16 protein-coding genes and 4 pseudogenes are annotated in these 18,454 nt (G+C 71.5%); 14 read left to right on the forward strand and 6 right to left on the reverse strand.

From position 1 onward, the window contains the following. The first annotated feature begins 18 nt into the window (after positions 1-18). The 4 genes from ACIBNA_RS19200 to ACIBNA_RS19215 are packed head-to-tail and all read left to right on the forward strand — an operon-like array spanning position 19 to position 3,607. A complete protein-coding gene (locus ACIBNA_RS19200; protein WP_399166382.1) occupies positions 19-933 on the forward strand; it encodes an ATP-binding cassette domain-containing protein in 915 nt (304 codons plus the stop codon). Further along, complete coding sequence (locus ACIBNA_RS19205) at positions 930-1,679, forward strand: ABC transporter permease (protein ID WP_399166383.1); 750 nt, start codon at positions 930-932, stop codon at positions 1,677-1,679. The genes ACIBNA_RS19200 and ACIBNA_RS19205 overlap by 4 nt, the downstream gene beginning before the upstream one ends. A gap of 25 nt (positions 1,680-1,704) precedes the next feature. Further along, positions 1,705-2,955 (forward strand): sensor histidine kinase, encoded by a 1,251-nt coding sequence (locus tag ACIBNA_RS19210; RefSeq protein WP_399166488.1) that lies wholly within the window; start codon positions 1,705-1,707, stop codon positions 2,953-2,955. Beyond that, positions 2,948-3,607: a response regulator gene (locus ACIBNA_RS19215; RefSeq protein WP_399166384.1), complete on the forward strand. Its 660-nt coding sequence runs from the start codon at positions 2,948-2,950 to the stop codon at positions 3,605-3,607. Before ACIBNA_RS19210 ends, ACIBNA_RS19215 begins: the two co-directional genes overlap by 8 nt. On the opposite strand, the gene ACIBNA_RS19220 is transcribed toward ACIBNA_RS19215, so the two are convergent. The 3 genes from ACIBNA_RS19220 to glgX form a co-directional block, all read right to left on the reverse strand. Next, positions 3,608-5,017 (reverse strand): sulfatase-like hydrolase/transferase, encoded by a 1,410-nt coding sequence (locus tag ACIBNA_RS19220; protein ID WP_399166385.1) that lies wholly within the window; start codon positions 5,015-5,017, stop codon positions 3,608-3,610. 47 nt (positions 5,018-5,064) lie between these two features. Continuing rightward, positions 5,065-5,166, reverse strand: coding sequence for a putative leader peptide (locus ACIBNA_RS19225; protein ID WP_399166386.1), 102 nt, complete (start codon positions 5,164-5,166; stop codon positions 5,065-5,067). A gap of 143 nt (positions 5,167-5,309) precedes the next feature. Next, positions 5,310-7,562 (reverse strand): glycogen debranching protein GlgX, encoded by a 2,253-nt coding sequence (gene glgX, locus ACIBNA_RS19230; protein WP_399166387.1) that lies wholly within the window; start codon positions 7,560-7,562, stop codon positions 5,310-5,312. A 187-nt stretch (positions 7,563-7,749) separates the two neighbouring features. Between glgX and ACIBNA_RS19235 the strand changes: the two genes are divergently transcribed. The 6 genes from ACIBNA_RS19235 (at position 7,750) to ACIBNA_RS19260 (ending at position 13,999) form a co-directional block, all read left to right on the forward strand. Continuing rightward, positions 7,750-8,994, forward strand: a complete 1,245-nt coding sequence (locus tag ACIBNA_RS19235; protein ID WP_399166388.1) for an Ig-like domain-containing protein — start codon at positions 7,750-7,752, stop codon at positions 8,992-8,994. Between the two features lie 161 nt (positions 8,995-9,155). Continuing rightward, entirely contained in the window at positions 9,156-10,388 is a 1,233-nt protein-coding gene (locus ACIBNA_RS19240) for an Ig-like domain-containing protein (protein ID WP_399166389.1), read from the forward strand. Positions 10,389-10,469: 81 nt separating this feature from the next. After that, positions 10,470-11,237 (forward strand): enoyl-CoA hydratase/isomerase family protein, encoded by a 768-nt coding sequence (locus ACIBNA_RS19245; protein WP_399166390.1) that lies wholly within the window; start codon positions 10,470-10,472, stop codon positions 11,235-11,237. A 168-nt stretch (positions 11,238-11,405) separates the two neighbouring features. Next, complete coding sequence (locus ACIBNA_RS19250) at positions 11,406-12,014, forward strand: ATP-binding protein (RefSeq protein ID WP_399166391.1); 609 nt, start codon at positions 11,406-11,408, stop codon at positions 12,012-12,014. 60 nt (positions 12,015-12,074) lie between these two features. Beyond that, a complete protein-coding gene (locus ACIBNA_RS19255) occupies positions 12,075-13,253 on the forward strand; it encodes a YncE family protein (protein ID WP_399166392.1) in 1,179 nt (392 codons plus the stop codon). A 92-nt stretch (positions 13,254-13,345) separates the two neighbouring features. Continuing rightward, on the forward strand, positions 13,346-13,999 hold the full coding sequence (locus ACIBNA_RS19260) for an ADP-ribosyltransferase (protein ID WP_399166393.1): 654 nt from the start codon (positions 13,346-13,348) through the stop codon (positions 13,997-13,999). Here the strand turns inward: ACIBNA_RS19260 and ACIBNA_RS19265 are convergent. After that, positions 13,953-14,675 carry a GNAT family N-acetyltransferase gene (locus ACIBNA_RS19265; protein WP_399166394.1) on the reverse strand — a complete coding sequence of 241 codons (723 nt, stop codon included), beginning with the start codon at positions 14,673-14,675 and terminating at the stop codon, positions 13,953-13,955. The two genes, ACIBNA_RS19260 and ACIBNA_RS19265, sit on opposite strands and share 47 nt — an antisense overlap. Between ACIBNA_RS19265 and ACIBNA_RS19270 the strand changes: the two genes are divergently transcribed. Together ACIBNA_RS19270 and ACIBNA_RS19275 are read left to right on the forward strand one after the other, a co-directional pair. Then, positions 14,674-15,588: a MerR family transcriptional regulator gene (locus tag ACIBNA_RS19270; protein WP_399166395.1), complete on the forward strand. Its 915-nt coding sequence runs from the start codon at positions 14,674-14,676 to the stop codon at positions 15,586-15,588. The two genes, ACIBNA_RS19265 and ACIBNA_RS19270, sit on opposite strands and share 2 nt — an antisense overlap. A 47-nt stretch (positions 15,589-15,635) precedes the next feature. Next, positions 15,636-15,848, forward strand: coding sequence for an EF-hand domain-containing protein (locus tag ACIBNA_RS19275; protein WP_059422708.1), 213 nt, complete (start codon positions 15,636-15,638; stop codon positions 15,846-15,848). 64 nt (positions 15,849-15,912) lie between these two features. Here ACIBNA_RS19275 and ACIBNA_RS19280 read toward each other — a convergent pair. Beyond that, positions 15,913-16,699, reverse strand: a pseudogene (locus tag ACIBNA_RS19280) (ABC transporter ATP-binding protein). Beyond that, positions 16,696-17,424, reverse strand: a pseudogene (locus tag ACIBNA_RS19285) (alpha-isopropylmalate synthase regulatory domain-containing protein); the annotation flags it as partial. The pseudogenes ACIBNA_RS19280 and ACIBNA_RS19285, both read right to left, overlap by 4 nt. Between ACIBNA_RS19285 and ACIBNA_RS19290 the strand changes: the two are divergent. Together ACIBNA_RS19290 and ACIBNA_RS19295 are read left to right on the forward strand one after the other, a co-directional pair. Beyond that, positions 17,422-17,694, forward strand: a pseudogene (locus ACIBNA_RS19290) (FCD domain-containing protein); the annotation flags it as partial. The pseudogenes ACIBNA_RS19285 and ACIBNA_RS19290 sit on opposite strands and share 3 nt — an antisense overlap. Before the next feature lie 67 nt (positions 17,695-17,761). After that, positions 17,762-18,445, forward strand: a pseudogene (locus ACIBNA_RS19295) (NADPH-dependent F420 reductase); the annotation flags it as partial. Positions 18,446-18,454: the final 9 nt, after the last annotated feature.

Raw genomic sequence — 18,454 nt, forward strand, 5'->3', positions numbered from 1 at the left:
CGCCGCGACCCTCGTCGTATGCCGACCGCACCTGTCATCGAAGTCACCGAGTTGCGCAAGAGCTACGCCGGGCGTCCCGCCGTCGACGGTGTCTCCTTCGCCGTGGAGGAGGGGGAGATCTTCGGGATCCTCGGGCCGAACGGCGCCGGCAAGACCACGACCGTGGAGTGCGTGGAGGGGCTGCGCGTGCCCGACTCCGGCCGGGTCCGTGTCACCGGCCTCGACCCCGTCGCCGAGCACGAGGCCACCCGCCGTGTGCTCGGCGCGCAGCTCCAGGAGAGCGAGTTGCAGGCCAAGCTCACCGTCCGCGAGGCACTGGAGCTGTACAGCGCCTTCTACCCGAGCCCCCTCGATTGGCGGCCCCTCGCCGAACGCCTCGGCCTCACGGCCAAGTTGACGACCCGGTTCGCGGGGCTCTCCGGCGGCCAGAAGCAGCGGCTGTTCATCGCGCTCGCGCTGGTGGGCAACCCCCGGGCCGTCGTCCTGGACGAGCTGACCACCGGCCTCGACCCGCGCGCCCGCCGGGACACCTGGGAGCTCATCGAGGACATCCGCGCGAACGGCGTGACCGTCCTCCTCGTCACCCACTTCATGGAGGAGGCGCAGCGGCTGTGCGACCGGATCGCCGTGATCGACAAGGGCCGGGTGGCCGCCCTGGACACCCCGGCTGGGCTGATCCGGCGCTCGGCGGGCGCCACCGTCATCAGCTTCACGCCGTCCGCCCCACTGGACGACCGTGACCTGAACGCGCTGCCCGCGCTCGCGTCGGTCGAGTACAAGGAGGGCCGCGTCACCCTGTCCGGCACCGACGAGACGGTCAACGCCGTCCTCACCCTCCTCGCCCGCACCCGCGTCACGGCCCACCAGCTCCGGGTCACCGACGCCACGCTGGACGACGCGTTCCTCGACCTCACGAAGGAGGCAGCGGCATGAGCACGCACCTGGTCAACACCGCCGTACTGAGGAGCGAGATCCGCCTGTTCCGCCGGGAGCCCGGCAGCCTCTTCTGGATCCTGGGGTTCCCGACCCTGCTGCTGGCGATCCTCGGCTCGATCCCGTCCTTCCGCGAGGCCGACCCGTCCTTCGGCGGGCTGCGCCCGGTCGACGGCTACGTCCCGGTGAGCGTGCTGCTCGGCCTGATCATGGCTGGGATCCAGGCGATGCCGCAGACCCTGACCGGCTACCGCGAGCGGGGCATCCTGCGCCGGATGTCCACGACGCCGGTCCGGCCCGCCGCCCTGCTGTCCGCGCAGATGCTGCTGTACGGCGGGGCCGCCCTGGTGTCGGCGCTGCTCGCCCTCACGGTCGGCCGGCTCGCCTTCGGCGTACGTCTGCCGCGGCAGGCCTTCGGATACGCCCTCGCCCTGCTCCTGGCCGTCCTGGCAGCCCTCGCGCTGGGCGCGGTGATCTCCGCGCTGTCCCGGTCGACGAAGATCGCCGGCGCCATCGGGTCGGCTGTGTTCTTCCCGGCGATGTTCTGCGCGGGCGTGTGGATGCCGGTGCAGACCATGCCGGACGTCCTCGCCCGGTGCGTCGGCTTCACGCCGTTCGGGGCGGCGGCCGAGGCCCTGAACCAGGCCGCTGCGGGGCACTGGCCGGGCTGGGGCCACATCGGGGTGCTCGCCGCATGGACCGTGCTGCTGACGGCCGGCGCCTCGCGCTGGTTCCGCTGGGAGTAGGGAAGGAGCCGTGCAGACTGGGGAGATGACCGCGGCGGACGAGCACATCGAGCACCGTCAGAACCAGTTCCACACCTGGGGCGTCTACGGACTGCTCGCCGTCTCCGTCCTCCTCTCGGTCGCCGCGCACGAGTTGATGACGAGCCCCGCCGAGTGGTACGCGGGCGGGGCGCTGGTCGTCGCCGCGGTGCTGCTCCAGCTGTGGCACGGGCCCCGCCGTGGCCGCCGGACCCCGTCCCGCCGCGGAACCGTCTACTACGTCCTGCGCTGGGCGATCTCCTTCGCCCTCACATGCCTGACCCCGTTTTTCGGGTTCTACGCGTCCGCCGGCTACTTCGACAGCGAAGAACTGATCGCCGGAAGGCGCCGGCAGTGGCTCGGTCTCCTCGCCACCGTCGTCGTGGTGGCGGGCTCGCAGTCCGGCGGGATGCCGAGCGGCAGCCCGACCCGGTGGCTGCTGTTCGGCGTGCTGCTGGTCACGAACTTCGGCCTGGTGATGGTGGTCGGCCACATCACCCAGCAGGAGGAGCAGCGCTCCCGCGAGCGGGCCGTCACCATCACCGAACTCGAACGCACCAACGCCGCTCTGCAACGGGCCCTCGACGAGAACGCCGCCCTGCACGCCCAACTCCTCGTCCAGGCACGGGAAGCGGGCGTCGCCGACGAACGCCGGAGGCTGGCCGCCGAGATCCACGACACCATCGCCCAGGGCCTGACCGGCATCATCGCCCAGCTCCAGGTCGTCGCGAACGCCCCCGACCCGGCCGTGGCCCGCACGCACCTCGAACGCGCCTCGGACCTGGCCCGGCACAGCCTCGGCGAGGCCCGCCGCTCCGTGCACAACCTCGCACCGGTGGCGCTGGCCGACGCCGGGCTGCCGGAAGCCCTGAAGAAGACGGTCGCCGAGTGGGGCGAACGGACTGGGGTGCGCGCCGGGTTCACGGTCACCGGTACCGCCGAGCAACTCCACGAGGAGGTCGCGGCCACGCTCCTGCGGATCGTCCAGGAGGCCCTCTCCAACACCGCCCGGCACGCGGCCGCCGGCCGCGTCGGCGTGACGCTCACCTTCCTCGGCGCCGAGGTCATCCTCGACATCCGCGACGACGGCCGCGGCTTCGACCCCCTCGCCGTACCCCAACGCACCGGCTCCGGCGGCTTCGGCCTGGACGGCATGCGTGCCCGTGCCGAACGCATCGCCGGCTCCCTCACCGTCGAGTCCGAGCCGGCCCAGGGTACGGCGGTCTCCGCTCGCGTACCGTTGGTCAACCATGACTGAAGACGCCGCGACGGGTGACGCCGCGATCACCCTGCTCATCGTCGACGACCACCCCGTCGTACGGGACGGCCTGCGCGGCATGTTCGAGTCCGCCCCGGGATTCACGGTCCTGGCAGAGGCGTCGAACGGCGTCGAGGCGGTCTCGCTCGCCACCGGCCTGGACCCGGACGTGATCCTGATGGACCTGCGCATGCCCGGCGGCGGGGGAGTGGACGCCATCCGTGAACTGACCCGCACCGGCGCCCGCGCCAAGGTCCTCGTCCTCACCACCTACGACACCGACTCCGACACGCTTCCCGCGATCGAGGCGGGCGCCACCGGCTACCTGCTGAAGGACGCGCCCCGCGAGGAGCTGTTCACCGCCGTACGGGCGGCGGCGCAGGGCCGTACGGTCCTCTCCCCGGCCGTGGCCTCCCGCCTGGTCTCCGCGGTCCGTGCTCCCAGGTCTCCCGGCAACGAGCCGCTCTCCGCGCGCGAACGCGAGGTGCTGGCCCTGGTCGCCAAGGGCACGTCCAACCGCGAGATCGCCCGCGAACTGTTCATCAGCGAGGCGACCGTGAAGACCCACCTCACCCACCTCTACACCAAGCTCGGCGTCAGGGACCGCGCGGCGGCGGTGGCGGTGGCGTACGACCGGGGGATCCTGGGCTGATCACTCAGCGGGATACGGCAGCAGTCCGCCCGCGATCCGCTCCCAGGACGCCTTCAGCTCAGCGAGCAACTCGGGCCGGTCCGGGGCGAGATCGGCCTGTTCGCGCGCGTCGGCGGCGAGGTCGTACAAGTGATCCTTGCCGTCGGAGTCCTGGTAGTACTTCCAGTCCCCTCGCCTGAGCGCCCGGTTGGCCCGCACGCGCCAGAACAGGTCCCGCTCGGGGAGCCGTTCGCCCCGCAGCAGGTACCCCGCGAGGCTCGTCCCGTCCAGTGGATACGCCGGGTCGGGGCGGGCGCCGCCCAGTTCCAGCAGCGTCGCGGTCCAGTCGGGGGAGAAATTCGGTTCGTGGCTGACCTGACGGCCGTCGATCCGGGCGGGCCAGCGCAGGATCGTCGGCACGCGGATGCCGCCCTCCAGCAGCACGAACTTCTCGCCGCTGAGCGGCCAGTTGTAGGAGAACCGCTCACCGCCGTTGTCGCTGGCGAACAGCACGACGGTGTTCTCCTCCTGCCCGGAACGGCGCAGGGCGGCGAGCACCTCGCCGACGGCCGCGTCCAAGCTCTCCACCATCCGCGTGTACGTCGCGACCGAGCCGCCGTCGTAGTGGTTCAGGGCCTTGCCGACCTCGTCCTGGGACGTGGCCGCCCTGATCTTCGCCGCGATCTCGGCACCGGTCTGCGCGTCGCCCTCCGCGAGCCAGGGCCAGTGCGGGGTGGTGAAGTTGAGGTTGAGCAGCCAGGGCCGGTCGTGGTCCCGGCGCACGTACTCAACGGCCCGGTCGGTGAGGACCGTCGTGTAGTACCGCAGGTCCTTGTACTCGGCGTCCCCCTCGTACAGGTCGTAGTCGCCGAGCTGGCCGAGCTTGGAGAAGTACTCCAGCACGCCCCCGAAGTTCCCGAAGAACTCGTCCCAGCCCGACTTGGTGGGGCTGTGGTCGGGCAGCCAGCCGCAGTGCCACTTGCCGATGAGGGCGGTGGCGTATCCCGCCTGCTTCAGCAGGGAGGCCAGGGTGGGGTGGTTCGGGTCCAGGCCCTGCGACCTGTCGGCGATCGGCTCGGCCAGCCCGCCCTTCGTACGGCCCGGATAGCGCCCGGTGTAGAGGCTGAACCGGGTCGGGGAGCAGGTCGAGGAGCCGGAGTAGGCGTTCGTGAAGCGCACGCCCTGGCGGGCCAGCCGGTCCAGGTTCGGCGTCCTGATGTGCGGGGCGTCGTAGGAGGACAGGTCGGCCCAGCCGAGGTCGTCGCCGAGGATGACGAGGAAGTTGGGGCGAGGGCCGGACGCGGCACCGGGGCGGGTCTCGAACGGGCGCTCCGCGGGGGCGGCTTCGGCGGCGGTGAGCGTATCGGCGACGGCGGTCACGGCACCACCGCCGACGAGAGCACCGAGGGCACGGCGGGACATTCCGGGCATGTGGGATCCTGGGGAATCAGAGTCAGAAGGGTGGGGGCGGCCGTGGTTCAGCGACAGACCGCGCTCGACTGACGGCACAGATCGACATGGCGCCGCTCGACGAGCGCGACACGTGCGCACGGGAGATCAGCGGTCGGCCTCATGGCCATGGACGGTGCCAGCGGGGCAGCGGCGGGGTCAAGAAGATCCCCGCCGAGTTCACGGAGCCGAAACGAGCCCCGAGCCGGAACGAGTCCCCGAGCCGGAACGAGCCCCCGAGCCGAAGCGCTGCCCCGCCCGGCGAAACGATGCCTCAGCCCACCACCCGCAGCACCAGCACCGCCCGCGCCGGCATCGTGACCTCCGTCCCCGCCCGGTGCTCCACCCCCGGCGCCTCCCCCTGCTCCTCCAGGCTGGTGTCGACGACGACCTCGTATCGCTCCGCCCAGGGCGGCCCCGGCAGCACGAAGCTCACCTGCCCCTCGCCCGCGTGCAGGACGGCGAGGAAGCTGTCGTCTAGGATCTGGTCGCCGCGCTCGTCCCGGCCCGGGATGTCCCGGCCGGAGAGGTACATGCCCAGCGTGGCCGCGGGCGCGTACCAGTCCTGCTCCGTCATCTCGGTGCCCCGGGGCGTGAACCAGGCCAGGTCGCGCAGGCCGTCCGCGGTCTGGGCCCGGCCCGAGAAGAACGCCCGGCGCCGCAGCACCGGGTGCCGGTGGCGCAGCTCGATCAGCCGGGAGGTCAGCTCGAACAGCGCCTTCCAGCCCGGGTCCTGAAGCAGGCCCCAGTCCACCCAGCTGATCTCGTTGTCCTGGCAGTACGCGTTGTTGTTGCCGCCCTGCGTGCGGCCCAGCTCGTCGCCCGCGACCAGCATCGGCACACCGGTGGAGAGCAGCAGCGTGGTCAGCAGGTTCCTGAGCTGCCGCCGCCTGAGCGCCCGTATGCCCTCGTCGTCCGTCTCGCCCTCGGCGCCGCAGTTCCAGGCCCGGTTGTCGTCCGTGCCGTCGCGGTTGCCCTCGCCGTTGGCCTCGTTGTGCTTGCGCTCGTGACTCACCAGGTCGCGCAGGGTGAAACCGTCGTGCGCGGTGATGAAGTTGACGGACGCCTGCGGCCTGCGCCCGCCCCAGGCGTACAGGTCGCTGGAGCCCGACAGGCGGTAGCCCATCTCCCGTACGTCCGGCAGCGCGTGCCGCCAGAAGTCCCGTACGGCGTTGCGGTACCGGTCGTTCCACTCCGTCCACAGCGGCGGGAACGCCCCCACCTGATAGCCGCCGGACCCCACGTCCCACGGCTCGGCGATCAGCTTCACCCGGCGCAGCACCGGGTCCTGGGCTATCACCGCCAGGAACGGGGAGAGCATGTCGACGTCGTGCATGGACCGGGCCAGCGCCGCCGCCAGGTCGAAGCGGAAGCCGTCCACGCCCATCTCCGTCACCCAGTACCGCAGGGAGTCCGTGATGAGCCGCAGCACGTGCGGCTGGACCACGTGCAGGGTGTTGCCGCAGCCGGTGTAGTCGGCGTAGCGGCGCGGGTCGTCCTGGAGGCGGTAGTAGCCGCGGTTGTCGATGCCCTTCAGCGACAGCGTCGGCCCCAGCTCGCCCGCCTCCGCCGTGTGGTTGTAGACCACGTCGAGGATGACCTCGATCCCGGCCGCGTGCAGGGCGCGCACCATGCGCTTGAACTCGCCGACCTGCTGGCCCCTCGTCCCGGAGGCCGCGTAGGCCGCGTGCGGGGCGAAGTAGCCGATGGAGTTGTAGCCCCAGTAGTTCCTCAGGCCCCTGCGCAGCAGATGGTCCTCGTGCGCGAACTGGTGCACGGGCAGCAGCTCCACCGCCGTCACGCCCAGCTTCACCAGGTGCTCGATCGCCGCCGGGTGCGCGAGGCCGGCGTAGGTGCCGCGCAGCTCCTCAGGGATGCCCGGGTGCAGCCGGGTGAAGCCCTTGACGTGCAGCTCGTAGATCACCGAGTCCGCCCACGGCGTCTTCGGGCGGCGGTCGTCCGCCCAGTCGTCGTCATCGTGGACGACGACGCCCTTCGGGACGTACGGCGCCGAGTCCCGGTCGTCGCGCACGGTGTCGGCGACGTGCTGCTGCGGCCAGTCGCGCACGTGCCCGTACACCTCCGGCGGCAGCGTGAAGTCCCCGTCCACGGCGCGGGCGTACGGGTCGAGGAGCAGCTTCGCCGGGTTCCAGCGGGCGCCGGTCCACGGGTCCCAGCGGCCGTGCACCCGGTAGCCGTAGCGCTGCCCGGGCAGCACGCCCGGTACGAAGCCGTGCCAGATCTCGTGGGTCAGCTCGGCGAGCCGGACCCGCGACTGGTTGCCCGCCTCGTCGAAGAGGCACAGCTCGACCCCTTCGGCCCCGCCCGCCCACAGGGCGAAGTTGGTCCCCGCCACCCCGTCCGAGCCGACCCGGAACCGGGCACCCAGCGGGGTCGGCGCGCCCGGCCGGGCGGGCACCGTGGGCGGCGGCGCGGCCCGCCGTGCGCCGTTCACGGCGGCGGCCTGGCGCCCGTTCCCGGTGGCCTGATGACCGGCCACCGCCTCCTGCTCGGCTGCGCTGGACACCTGTCAGCCTCCCGCGGCTCGTGGGACGACGGGGGACAGAGGGGTGCGGCCTGTGCTCCGGCCCGGGCCGCGGCTCCCCTGCGCGTCGTCCTCCCCACTGTTCTGCCCAGAGCGTGGGTCGCACTCACGTTTCCCCGGGGGCGGGCATGGTCGTTTCCCGGGGCCGCGGCCGGTCGTTGGGCACCTCGTGAGGCACGTACAAGGGCGCGCGCGGCGCGCGAGGGCCGCGCTGGCCGCCGTAGTGACATGGGCAGGGCTCCTGACCGGGGCCACCGGCTGTACCTCGGACGACGCGGGCGGGATCGCCGGTGCGTTCGGCGCGCCCCCGGCGCCCGAGGACGTCATCAAGGTCTCGCCCGCCGACGGCGGCAGGGGTGTGCGCCCCGGGCAGAAGCTGCGGGTGCATGTGCCCGACGGCAGGCTGGAGTCGGTGAAGGTCGTCCGGTCGCAGGACGCGCAGGAGTCCCCGGTGCCCGGGCACCTCTCCGCCGACGGACTGACGTGGGAACCCGACGAGAAGCGGCTCGCGCTGGCCGCCAAGTACACGATCGACGCGGTGGCCGTGGACGGCGACGGCCGCCGCTCCGCCCGGCACACCACTTTCACGACGTACGTCCCGGAGGAACGCTTCATCGGCTACGTCGCCCCGGAGAACCGGGCCACGGTCGGCACCGGCATGATCGTCTCGCTGGAGTTCAACCGCGAGATCGCCAACCGCGCCGCCGTCGAACGCGCGGTGCGGGTCACCGCCCGCCCGGCCGTCGAGATCCGCCCGCACTGGTTCGGCAGGACCCGCCTCGACTTCCGCCCCGAGCACTACTGGAAACCCGGCACCCAGGTCACCGTCGCCCTGCGCCTGCGGGACGTCGAGGGGGCGCCCGGCGTCTACGGCCTCCAGCACAAGACGCTCTCCTTCACCGTCGGCCGCAGCCAGGTCTCCGTGGTCGACGCCGCCCGGCACACCATGGAGGTACGGCGCGACGGCGAGGTGCTCGCCACCGTGCCGGTCACGGCCGGCGCCCCCAAGACCACCACGTACAACGGCAAGATGGTGGTGACCGAGATGCTCGAGGTCACCCGGATGAACGGCGCCACGGTCGGCTTCAAGAAGCGCAACGGCAAGGGCGAGTACGACATCCCGGACGTCCCGCACGCCATGCGCCTGACCGACTCCGGCACCTTCCTGCACGGCAACTACTGGGCGCACCACACCGTCTTCGGACGTACCAACGTCAGCCACGGCTGCGTCGGACTGCGCGATGTGAAGGGCGGCGGTTCGGGCACCCCGGCCGGCTGGTTCTTCGACCGCAGCCTCATCGGGGACGTCGTCGAGGTCGTCCACAGCAATGACAAAAAGGTCGCTCCCGACAACGGGCTCGGAGGCTGGAACATGGGCTGGAAGGCATGGAAGGCGGGCAGTGCGGTGAAGTAGCCCGACAGGGATGAGGGTTGCTTCGACTTTCCGTCGATGTTGGGACTGAACAGTGACAATCGCAGGTCACCGGGGTGCGGCGCCTTGTGGTTAATATTCGCCGGGTGCGCGGGGGACGCGCAGGGGTGCGGGCCTGACCAGGTCCGGGGAGGGGAGAACAATTGAACGGGCGACCGATATCGGGGGCGTCGGTTGGCGGCAGGCACGGGCTGCTCGCGTTGATACTGGGCGTGCTGCTGCTCGCCGTCACGGCGTGCGGCGGCGGGGGGACCGGCTCCGGTTCCGGCGCGGGCGCCGGCAAGGGCAAGGGCGCGGACGCCGCGCAGAGCAAGCAGTCCGAGGCCATCGTCGCCATCACCCCCAAGGACGGCGCCAAGTCCGTCGACACCAGCGGGGCGCTGAAGGTGACCGCCGCCAAGGGCAAGCTGACCGAGGTCGTGGTCAAGGACGCCGAGGGCAAGAAGGTCGACGGCGAGATATCCGGCGATGGCGCCACCTGGGCGCCGTCCACCCATCTGGCCGCCGCCACCAAGTACACGGTCCACGCGGTCGCCAAGGACTCCGAGGGCCGCACGGCCGCCGAGGACGCGGGCTTCACGACCCTGACGCCGAAGAACACCTTCATCGGCACCTTCACCCCCGAGGACGGCTCCAAGGTCGGCGTGGGAATGCCCTTCTCCATCCGCTTCAGCCGGGGCATCACCAACCCGGACGACGTCGAGAAGGCCATCCGCATCAGGACGGAACCGGCCGTGGACGTCGAGGGCCACTGGTTCGGCAACGACCGTCTCGACTTTCGCCCCGAGAAGTACTGGAAGCCCGGCACCAAGGTGACCGTCGACCTCGGCCTCGACGGCGTCGAGGGCCGCCCCGGCGTCTACGGCGAGCAGGACAAGACCGTCGACTTCACCATCGGCCGCAACCAGGTCTCCGTCGTCGACGCCAAGAAGCTCACGATGAAGGTCATGCGCGACGGCAAGGTGATCAAGACGATCCCCGTCACCACCGGCAAGCCCGGCATGGAGACCTGGAACGGCCAGATGGTCGTCAGCGAGATGCTCACGGTGACCCGGATGAACGGCGAGACGGTCGGCTACGGCGGCGAGTACGACATCAAGGACGTCCCGCACGCCATCCGCCTGACCACCTCCGGCACCTTCCTGCACGGCAACTACTGGGCGGGCGGCGCCTTCGGCAACTACAACGCCAGCCACGGCTGCATCGGCCTGCGCGACGTACGCGGAGGCTGGGACAAGAAGGTGCCGGCCGCGTGGTTCTTCAACCACTCGATGGTCGGCGACGTGGTGATCGTCAAGAACTCCGAGGATCGCACCGTCGACCCCGACAACGGGCTCAACGGCTGGAACATGTCGTGGGAGAAGTGGAAGAAGTAGCTCTCCGCCGCTGACAAGAGGGCCCCGGTGTGACGGACCGCACCGGGGTCTTCGTCGTTAGTGGGCGTTAACCTGCTGCCTATGACCGTCTCTCTCGAAGTCGCTGAAGGCGTCGGCACGCTCCGTCTCGACCGCCCGCCCATGAACGCGCTGGACATCGCCACGCAGGACCGGCTGAAGGAACTCGCCGAGGAGGCCACGCGCCGCGAGGACGTGCGGGCGGTGGTGGTCTACGGCGGCGAGAAGGTGTTCGCGGCCGGCGCCGACATCAAGGAGATGCAGGCGATGGACCACACCGCGATGGTCCTGCGCGCCCGCGCCCTGCAGGACTCGTTCACGGCGGTGGCCCGGATCCCCAAGCCGGTCGTCGCGGCCGTGACCGGCTACGCGCTCGGCGGGGGCTGTGAGCTCGCGCTGTGCGCGGACTTCCGCATCGCCGGCGAGAACGCCAAGCTCGGCCAGCCGGAGATCCTCCTCGGCCTGATCCCCGGCGCGGGCGGCACCCAGCGTCTGGCCCGCCTGGTCGGTCCTTCCAAGGCCAAGGACCTGATCTTCACCGGCCGGATGGTGAAGGCCGACGAGGCGAAGGAGCTCGGCCTGGTGGACCGGGTCGTGCCCGCCGACGAGGTGTACGCGCAGGCGCACGCCTGGGCCGCGAAACTGGCGCAGGGCCCGGCCCTCGCGCTGCGCGCCGCCAAGGAGTCGATCGACACGGGCCTGGAGACGGACCTCGACACCGGCCTCGCGATCGAACGGAACTGGTTCGCAGGCCTGTTCGCCACCGAGGACCGCGAGCGCGGCATGCGCAGCTTCGTGGAGGAGGGGCCGGGCAATGCCAAGTTCCTCTGAACATCCCTCCCAGGGCTGACAGTTGACGTGGTGTCTGATCCGGGTCCCTCGATGGGGCGGTTTATGACAGCCTTGAGGCAGCCTTAAACGTGTTTGGTCGAGGGAGTCCGCCGCTTGCCGCGAAACAGGCCGTCTTCGCAGGCCAATCGGGCTGCCGGTGATGTCGAAGTGCCGCTGGCATATGCCGTCGGCTCGCCGGTCCCCACCTCGCTCCCGGGGGCGTATTCCCCGGGAACGGCCCCCGAGGGCGCTCCGGGCGGCCATGATGGGGGCATGGCGGGGCTGGAGGGTATGGAACAGCCGCGGGGGCACGCACATGCGGCCGCGGCGCGCTGGTCGCCGACCGTCGAGGACGAACGGGCGCTGAAGGCGCTGGAGTTGTACGGCAACCCGGCGGAGGCAGAGGTTCCACTGCCGTCCCGCCCCGAGTCCGCGGCCACCGCCAGACGGCTGACCCAGGTCGTCGTCCTGCGCCACTGGGGGCTCACCCCCAAGACCACCGAGGACGCGGTCTTACTCGTCTCCGAGCTGGTGGGCAACGCCGTACGCCACACCGGCGCCCGCGTCTTCGGGCTGCGTCTGCACCGGCGCCGCGGCTGGATCCGCGTCGAGGTCCGCGACCCGTCCCGGGGGCTGCCCTGTCTGATGCCGGTCCAGGAGATGGACATCAGCGGCCGGGGCCTGTTCCTCGTCGACAAGCTGGCCGACCGCTGGGGGGTCGATCTGCTGCCCCGCGGGAAGACCACGTGGTTCGAGATGCGGGTCACCGACCGCTGAGGACCGCCGCCGATCGGGCGAATCACCGGTTTCCCCGCGAAGCGGACCTTAAATGGTGCAATGCACCGCCACCTTGTCAAGAGCGCCCTTGTCGTGGGCGCTGCCCTCGCCTGCCTCGCCGCCTGCGGCACCCAGGGCGGGGAACGGACCTCCGAGGCACGCGGCACCAAGGCCGCCGTGCCCGCGCCGCGCGAGAAGAAGCCCGTCGAGGGGCTGCCCGGGATGCCGCCCGTCCTCGACCCCGAGGACGTGTACGCGGCCGACCGCCCGAACAAACTGTCGCCCGTGGTCAAGGACTTCCCGTCCCGGGTCTACGTCCCCAACACCGAGTCCGACACCGTCTCCGTCATCGACCCCAAGACGTACGAGATCATCGAGACGATCCCCGTGGGCCGGCAGCCCCAGCACGTCGTCCCCTCCTGGGACCTGAAGACGCTCTGGGTCAACAACAACCGCGGCCACACCCTCACCCCGATCGACCCGAAGACCGGCAAGGCGGGCAAGGAGGTCGAGGTCCACGACCCGTACAACCTCTACTTCACGCCGCACGGCAAGTACGCCGTCGTCATGGCCTCCCTCGACCGCGAACTGGTCTTCAGCGACCCGCACACCATGGAACGCAAGAAGACGGTCCCCGTCTCCTGTTACGGCGTCAACCACGCCGACTTCTCCCTCGACGGCCGCTACTTCATCGTCTCCTGCGAGTTCAGCGGCGAACTGCTCAAGGTCGACACCGAGGAGATGAAGGTCGTCGGGCAGCAGAGGCTGCCGTTCGAGGGCGCCATGCCGCAGGACGTGAAGGTCTCGCCCGACGGCAAGAAGTTCTACATCGCCGACATGATGGCCCACGGCATGTGGGTCCTGGACGGCGACAAGTTCACCGAGCCCACCCTGCTGCCCACCGGCAAGGGCTGCCACGGCCTGTACGTCAGCCGCGACTCCCGCGAGATGTACGTGTCCAACCGCGGCGAGGGCACGATCTCCGTCTTCGACTTCACCCAGGGCAAGCTGACCAAGAAGTGGCAGCTGCCCGACGGCGGCAGCCCCGACATGGGCGGTGTCTCCGCCGACGGCAAGGTGCTGTGGCTGTCCGGCCGCTACGACGCCGAGGTGTACGCCATCGACACCCGCACCGGCACCCAGCTCGCCCGCATCCCCGTCGGCAGCGGCCCGCACGGCCTCGCGGTCTACCCGCAGCCCGGCCGCTACTCGCTCGGTCACACGGGCATCTTCCGGTGAGAGCCATCCGCCGTCCACCTAGGGGCAGTTGACACGCCCCTGATCGGGTGAGGGTCCCGGCCCGGCGCCGCGGACCGGCGATCGTGCTCCTCGTGATCACCACCAGCCTGCGGCGGCGCACCGCTGCCGCCGCCCTCTCCCTCGCGGCCGTCCTCACCACCACGGCCGCCACGCCCGGCCAGACCTCCGAGGCTTCCGGGGCCTTCGCGGCTTCCGCGGCGTCCGCGACGACGCTCGCCAAGCCCGCCGCCCCCGGACCGGCCGTCTGTCCCGTCCAGTTCGACGACAAGACCAAGGCCGCCGCCGACCGCCGGGTCCAGGTCGACCGCATCACCCCCGACCCGTCCTGGCGCACCAGCTGCGGCACCCTCTACCGCGCCGACGGCCGCGGCCCGGCCGTGGTCTTCGAGGAGGGCTTCCGCCCCCGGGACGTGGTCGACGGCCAGTACGACCTGGAGAAGTACGTCCTGGTCAACCAGCCGTCCCCGTATGTGTCGACCACGTACGACCACGACCTGTTCAAGAAGTGGAAGTCCGCCTTCAACTACTACGTCGACGCCCCCGGCGGCGTCGACGTCAACGAGACCATCGGCGACAACCACAAGTGGGCCGACCAGCAGGAGGTCGCCTTCCCCGGCGGCATCGCCCGCGAGTACATCGTCGGGGTCTGCCCGGTCGACAAGCAGACCAAGACCGAGATCATGAGCGAGTGCGAGAGCAACCCGCACTACGAGCCCTGGCACTGAGCAGCACCTCCGAGCCCACGGGCCGGTATCCGGCCGCCTGGAACGCCCGCAGACTGCGGGCGTTCCCCGCCGACACCTGAGCCCACACCGGCTCGCCCCCGGTCAGCTGCCGGGCCACCGCCACCAGCCGCCGCCCGAGCCCCCGGTGCCGTGCCCCCTCGTCCACCTCGACCGCGACCTCCCACCGCCCGGCCACGCCACGGCCCAGCACGAGCACCCCGCCGTCCGCCGCCCACACCCGCACGTCGTCACGCCGCCGGCGTGCGGATTCCACGCGCGGATGGCCGGGATCGTCGATCTCCGCCAGCGCGACCGACGGCTCCCCGGGCAGCGCGGCACCGGTCAGCAGCACGTCGACGGTGTCGGACGTACGTCCCGTCCGGTCCATGAGGGCCGTCAGGAAGCGGGCGTTCATCGTGGCCGCGAGCCGGTCGCAGTCGGTCCCGGCCAGCGTCCGCCGCACCCAGTCGGGATCCTCGTCGGTGAAGACGACCGAGTGAGCCGTGAAGGCCAGGACCCCCGCGTCCCGGGGCGAGGGCTGCGGCACGATCGTCGTACGGCCGTCCGCCGGCGGGAAGACGCCGCGTGCCGCCGCGTCGAGAATGTCCCCCAGAGTGTCCGCCACCCACGCACTCCTTGAGTCTCCACCCACTGGAAGGCCCAGACTCCCAGACATGATCGACGACGGCACCGGACTGCTCACCATCGGCGAACTGGCCCGGGTCACCGGACTGACCGTGCGCACCATCCGGTACTGGTCCGACGAGGGCGCACTGCCCCCGGTGGCCCGGTCCGCGGGTGGCTACCGGCTGTACGACGCCGCGTCCGTGGCGCGGCTGGAGCTGATCCGGACCCTGCGCGAACTCGGCCTCGGGCTGGCTGACGTCCGCCGGGTGCTGGCCGGTGAGACGACGGTCGCGCAGGTCGCCGCCGCGCACGTGGTCGCGCTGGACGCGCAGATCCGGTCGCTCAAGGTGACCCGTGCGGTGCTGTCGACAGTGGCGAAACGTGGTTCCAGCGCGGAGGAGATGACACTCATGAACAAACTGGCGCGGCTGTCGGCGGCCGAGCGACGACGGATCGTCGAGGACTTCATGGCCGAGATCTTCGAGGGGATCGACACGGCCGATCCGGACATCCGCAGCAGGCTGCGTTTCGCGGCCGCGCAGCTGCCCGACGACCCCACGCCCGAGCAGGTGGACGCCTGGGTGGAGCTCGCCGAGCTCATCCAGGACCCCGGCTTCCGGGCGCAGATGCGGCGGATGATCAAGTTCAACGCGGAGGACCGGGGGCCGGACGTCCCGGCCGGGTCGTCCCTGTGGTTCATGAGCCGGCTCGTCCAGCTCGCGGCCGGGGCACGTCGGCGCGGCATCGCGCCCGAGGCGCCGGAGGCCGATGACGTCCTGCGGGAACTGCTCGGCCACGCCGACCGGTCCGCCGTGCTCGAGCGCCTCACGGCCGCCTCCAACGCCCGGGTCGCCCGCTACCGCGAGCTGCAGGCCATCGTGAACGGCCTCGGGCCCCAGCCGACCTACGACGAGGAGTTCGCCTGGGTGGTCGCCGCGCTGGTCGCACGTACGGGCGGTTAATCTGACCTGCGTCAGCAAGACGCAGAACAGAGAGTAGGGGCGGATCGGTGGCGGACATCGAGGAAGCACGCAAGCAGTTCGAGCAGATCGATACGGACGGCGACGGATTCATCACCGCTGCCGAGTTCAAGTCCGCTCTGGCCCGGTCCGGCGACTGGAACGTGACCGAGTCGGTCGCCGAGGTCGTCATCAAGACTCGCGACCTCGACGGCGACAAGAAGCTGAGCTTCGACGAGTTCTGGGGCTACCTGAACAAGTGACGCCGGCGCTCCGGCGCCGAGGGTCGTGGGGCCCGGTCCGTCCTCGGACGGACCGGGCCCCACGTCATCCCCGTCGTGCCGTGCGTACGCTCCAGCGGCCGTCGTGCCGTTCCGGCGTCAGCGGCAGGTCGAAGCACTTGCCGAGCCGGTCGGCGGTCAGCACCCCGGCCACCGGGCCGCCCGCGAGCGGACGCGCGCAGCAGCAGGGCGTGTGTCGTGTGGGCCGGCAGCTCCTCCAGGTGGTGGGTGACCAGGACCGTCGCCAGGTGCGGATGCTCCCGGCGCAGTTCCCCGAGCGCCCCGATCAACTGCTCCCGGCCCGGCAGGTCCAGGCCGGTGGCGGGTTCGTCCAGGAGCAGCAGCCGGGGCTCGGGTATGAGGGCCCGCGCTATCAGGGTCCGGCCGCGCTGCCCCTGGGAGAGCGTGGGCCGGCGCGCCTCACGGTGCTCGGCGAGCCCCAGCGTCCGGATCAGCCGCTCCGCCCGCTCCCGCTGCTCCGGCGCCGGACGCCACCGGGGCAGCGGCTCGACCGAGTTGGTGAGGCCGGTCAGGACGACGTCCCGTACCCGCAGCGGCGAGGTGAGCGGATGCCGCGGGTCGACATGGCCGACGTGCGCACGCAGCTCCCGCACGTCGACCCGGCCCAGCCGGTGGCCCAGCACCTCCACGCAGCCCCGGGTCGGGTGGACGAGCGCGCCGAACAGGCCGAGCAGGGTCGACTTGCCGGCGCCGTTCGCGCCGAGCAACGCCCAGTGCTCACCGGCCCGGACGGTCAGCGACACCTCCGCCAGGATCGGCCGGCCGTCGCGTACGACGTGGACGTCCTCGGCCCGCAGGACGACTTGCGTCACCGCAGCGCCCTGTTCACCGCGGACAGCACCGCCCGGACCGAGGCGCCCAGGGCCGAGGAGTCCCGGCCCGCGCCCCAGCACGTCCTGCCGCCGACACGGCACTCGGCGAAGGCGTTCGTGCCCTCGTCGCCGCCCTGCTCGCAGAAGTCGAGCACGCCGACGCCGATCCCGGCGCCGGCCAGCGCGTCGACGAACGCGGAGACCGGTCCGCCGCCGGTGCCCTCGTAGTCGCCGGTGCGCTCGCCGGTCCGCAGCGTGCACACGAAGCGATGGCCGCCGGTCTCGTCGCGGTGCACGGACCAGGCCTCCAGTCCCACCTCCCCGTCCTCCACGACGTACGTCGCCCTGAACAGCGCGTACAGCTCCTTCGCCGTCATCTCCCGCCCGCTGTCGTCCGTCGCCTCCTGCACGGCCCGGGAGAAGTCCGGCCGCATGCGCGCGGGGATGTCGACGCCGTGACGGGTGCGCAGCAGGTAGGCCGTGCCGCCCTTGCCCGACTGCGAGTTCACGCGGATCACCGCCTCGTAGGAGCGGCCCACGTCGGCCGGGTCGATCGGCAGGTACGGCACCGACCAGGGCGCCTGCCGCTCGGGCACGCCCAGCTCCCTGGCCCGCTCGGCGTGCCGGGCCAGTACCTTGCTGATCGCGTCCTGGTGGGTGCCCGAGAAGGCGGTGTGGACGAGATCCCCGGCGTACGGGTGGCGCGGGTGCACGGGCAGCCGGTCGACGCGGACATCGCCTTCCACGCCGCCGTGGTCGCCGCCGCCCACAACCCGGTGCTCGCCGACCTGTTCGCCGAGTTCACCCCCGTCCTGCGCGAGGGCCTGATCGAGCTGCTGTCCCTGACCGGCCTGCGCGCCGACGACCCGGACACCGGCGACGAGGCGCACGAGGCACTCGTCCGGGCGGTGGCGGACGGGGACGCGGAGGGGGCGGCGGAGGTGCTGCGCGGGGAACTGGAGGACCCGTTCGCGCCGGCCCGGAACCCGGAATAGCCCATCCGCTCCGGAGGTTGACACTGATCACGAAGGCCCCGCGAAGAGGCCCAGGCGTCACCGATTCCCGGAAGGGCGAGGCGAGGACATGAAGATCGGCATCATCGGCGCCGGCAACATCGGCGGCAATCTGACCCGGCGGCTCACAGCCCTCGGTCACGACGTGTCCGTCGCCAACTCCCGAGGCCCGCACACACTCACGGCCCTTGCGGAGGAGACCGGCGCGACACCCGTGACGGTCGAGGAGGCACCCCGGGGCGCCGAGATCGTCGTCGTCACCGTCCCGCTGAAGGCGGTCCCCGACCTGCCGTCCGGCCTGTTCGACGAGACGGCCGACGGCGTCGCGGTCATCGACACCGGCAACTACTACCCCCGGCACCGGGATGGCAGGATCGCCGCGATCGAGGACGAGGGCCTCACCGAGAGCCGCTGGACGGAACGGCAGATCGGCCACCCCGTGATCAAGGCCTTCAACGGCACGTACGCCCAGGACATCCTGGAGCGCCCGCTCCCGGCCGGCGACCCCGACCGTATGGCCCTCCCGGTGGCCGGCGACGACGAGGCGGCCAAGCGCAAGGTACGGGACCTGATCGATGAACTCGGCTTCGACACCGTCGACGCGGGCGGCATCGACGACTCCTGGCGCCAGCAGCCCGACACCCCGGTCTACGGCCTGCGCGGCGGCGTCGAAGCGGTCACGAAGGCCCTGGCGGAGGCGTCCCCGGAACGCACACCGGACTTCCGCGGCTAGGGGGTGTCC

It is taken from the genome of Streptomyces sp. NPDC050164 (assembly GCF_044459945.1).
In the GTDB taxonomy this organism is placed as follows: Bacteria; Actinomycetota; Actinomycetes; order Streptomycetales; family Streptomycetaceae; genus Streptomyces; species Streptomyces coeruleorubidus_A.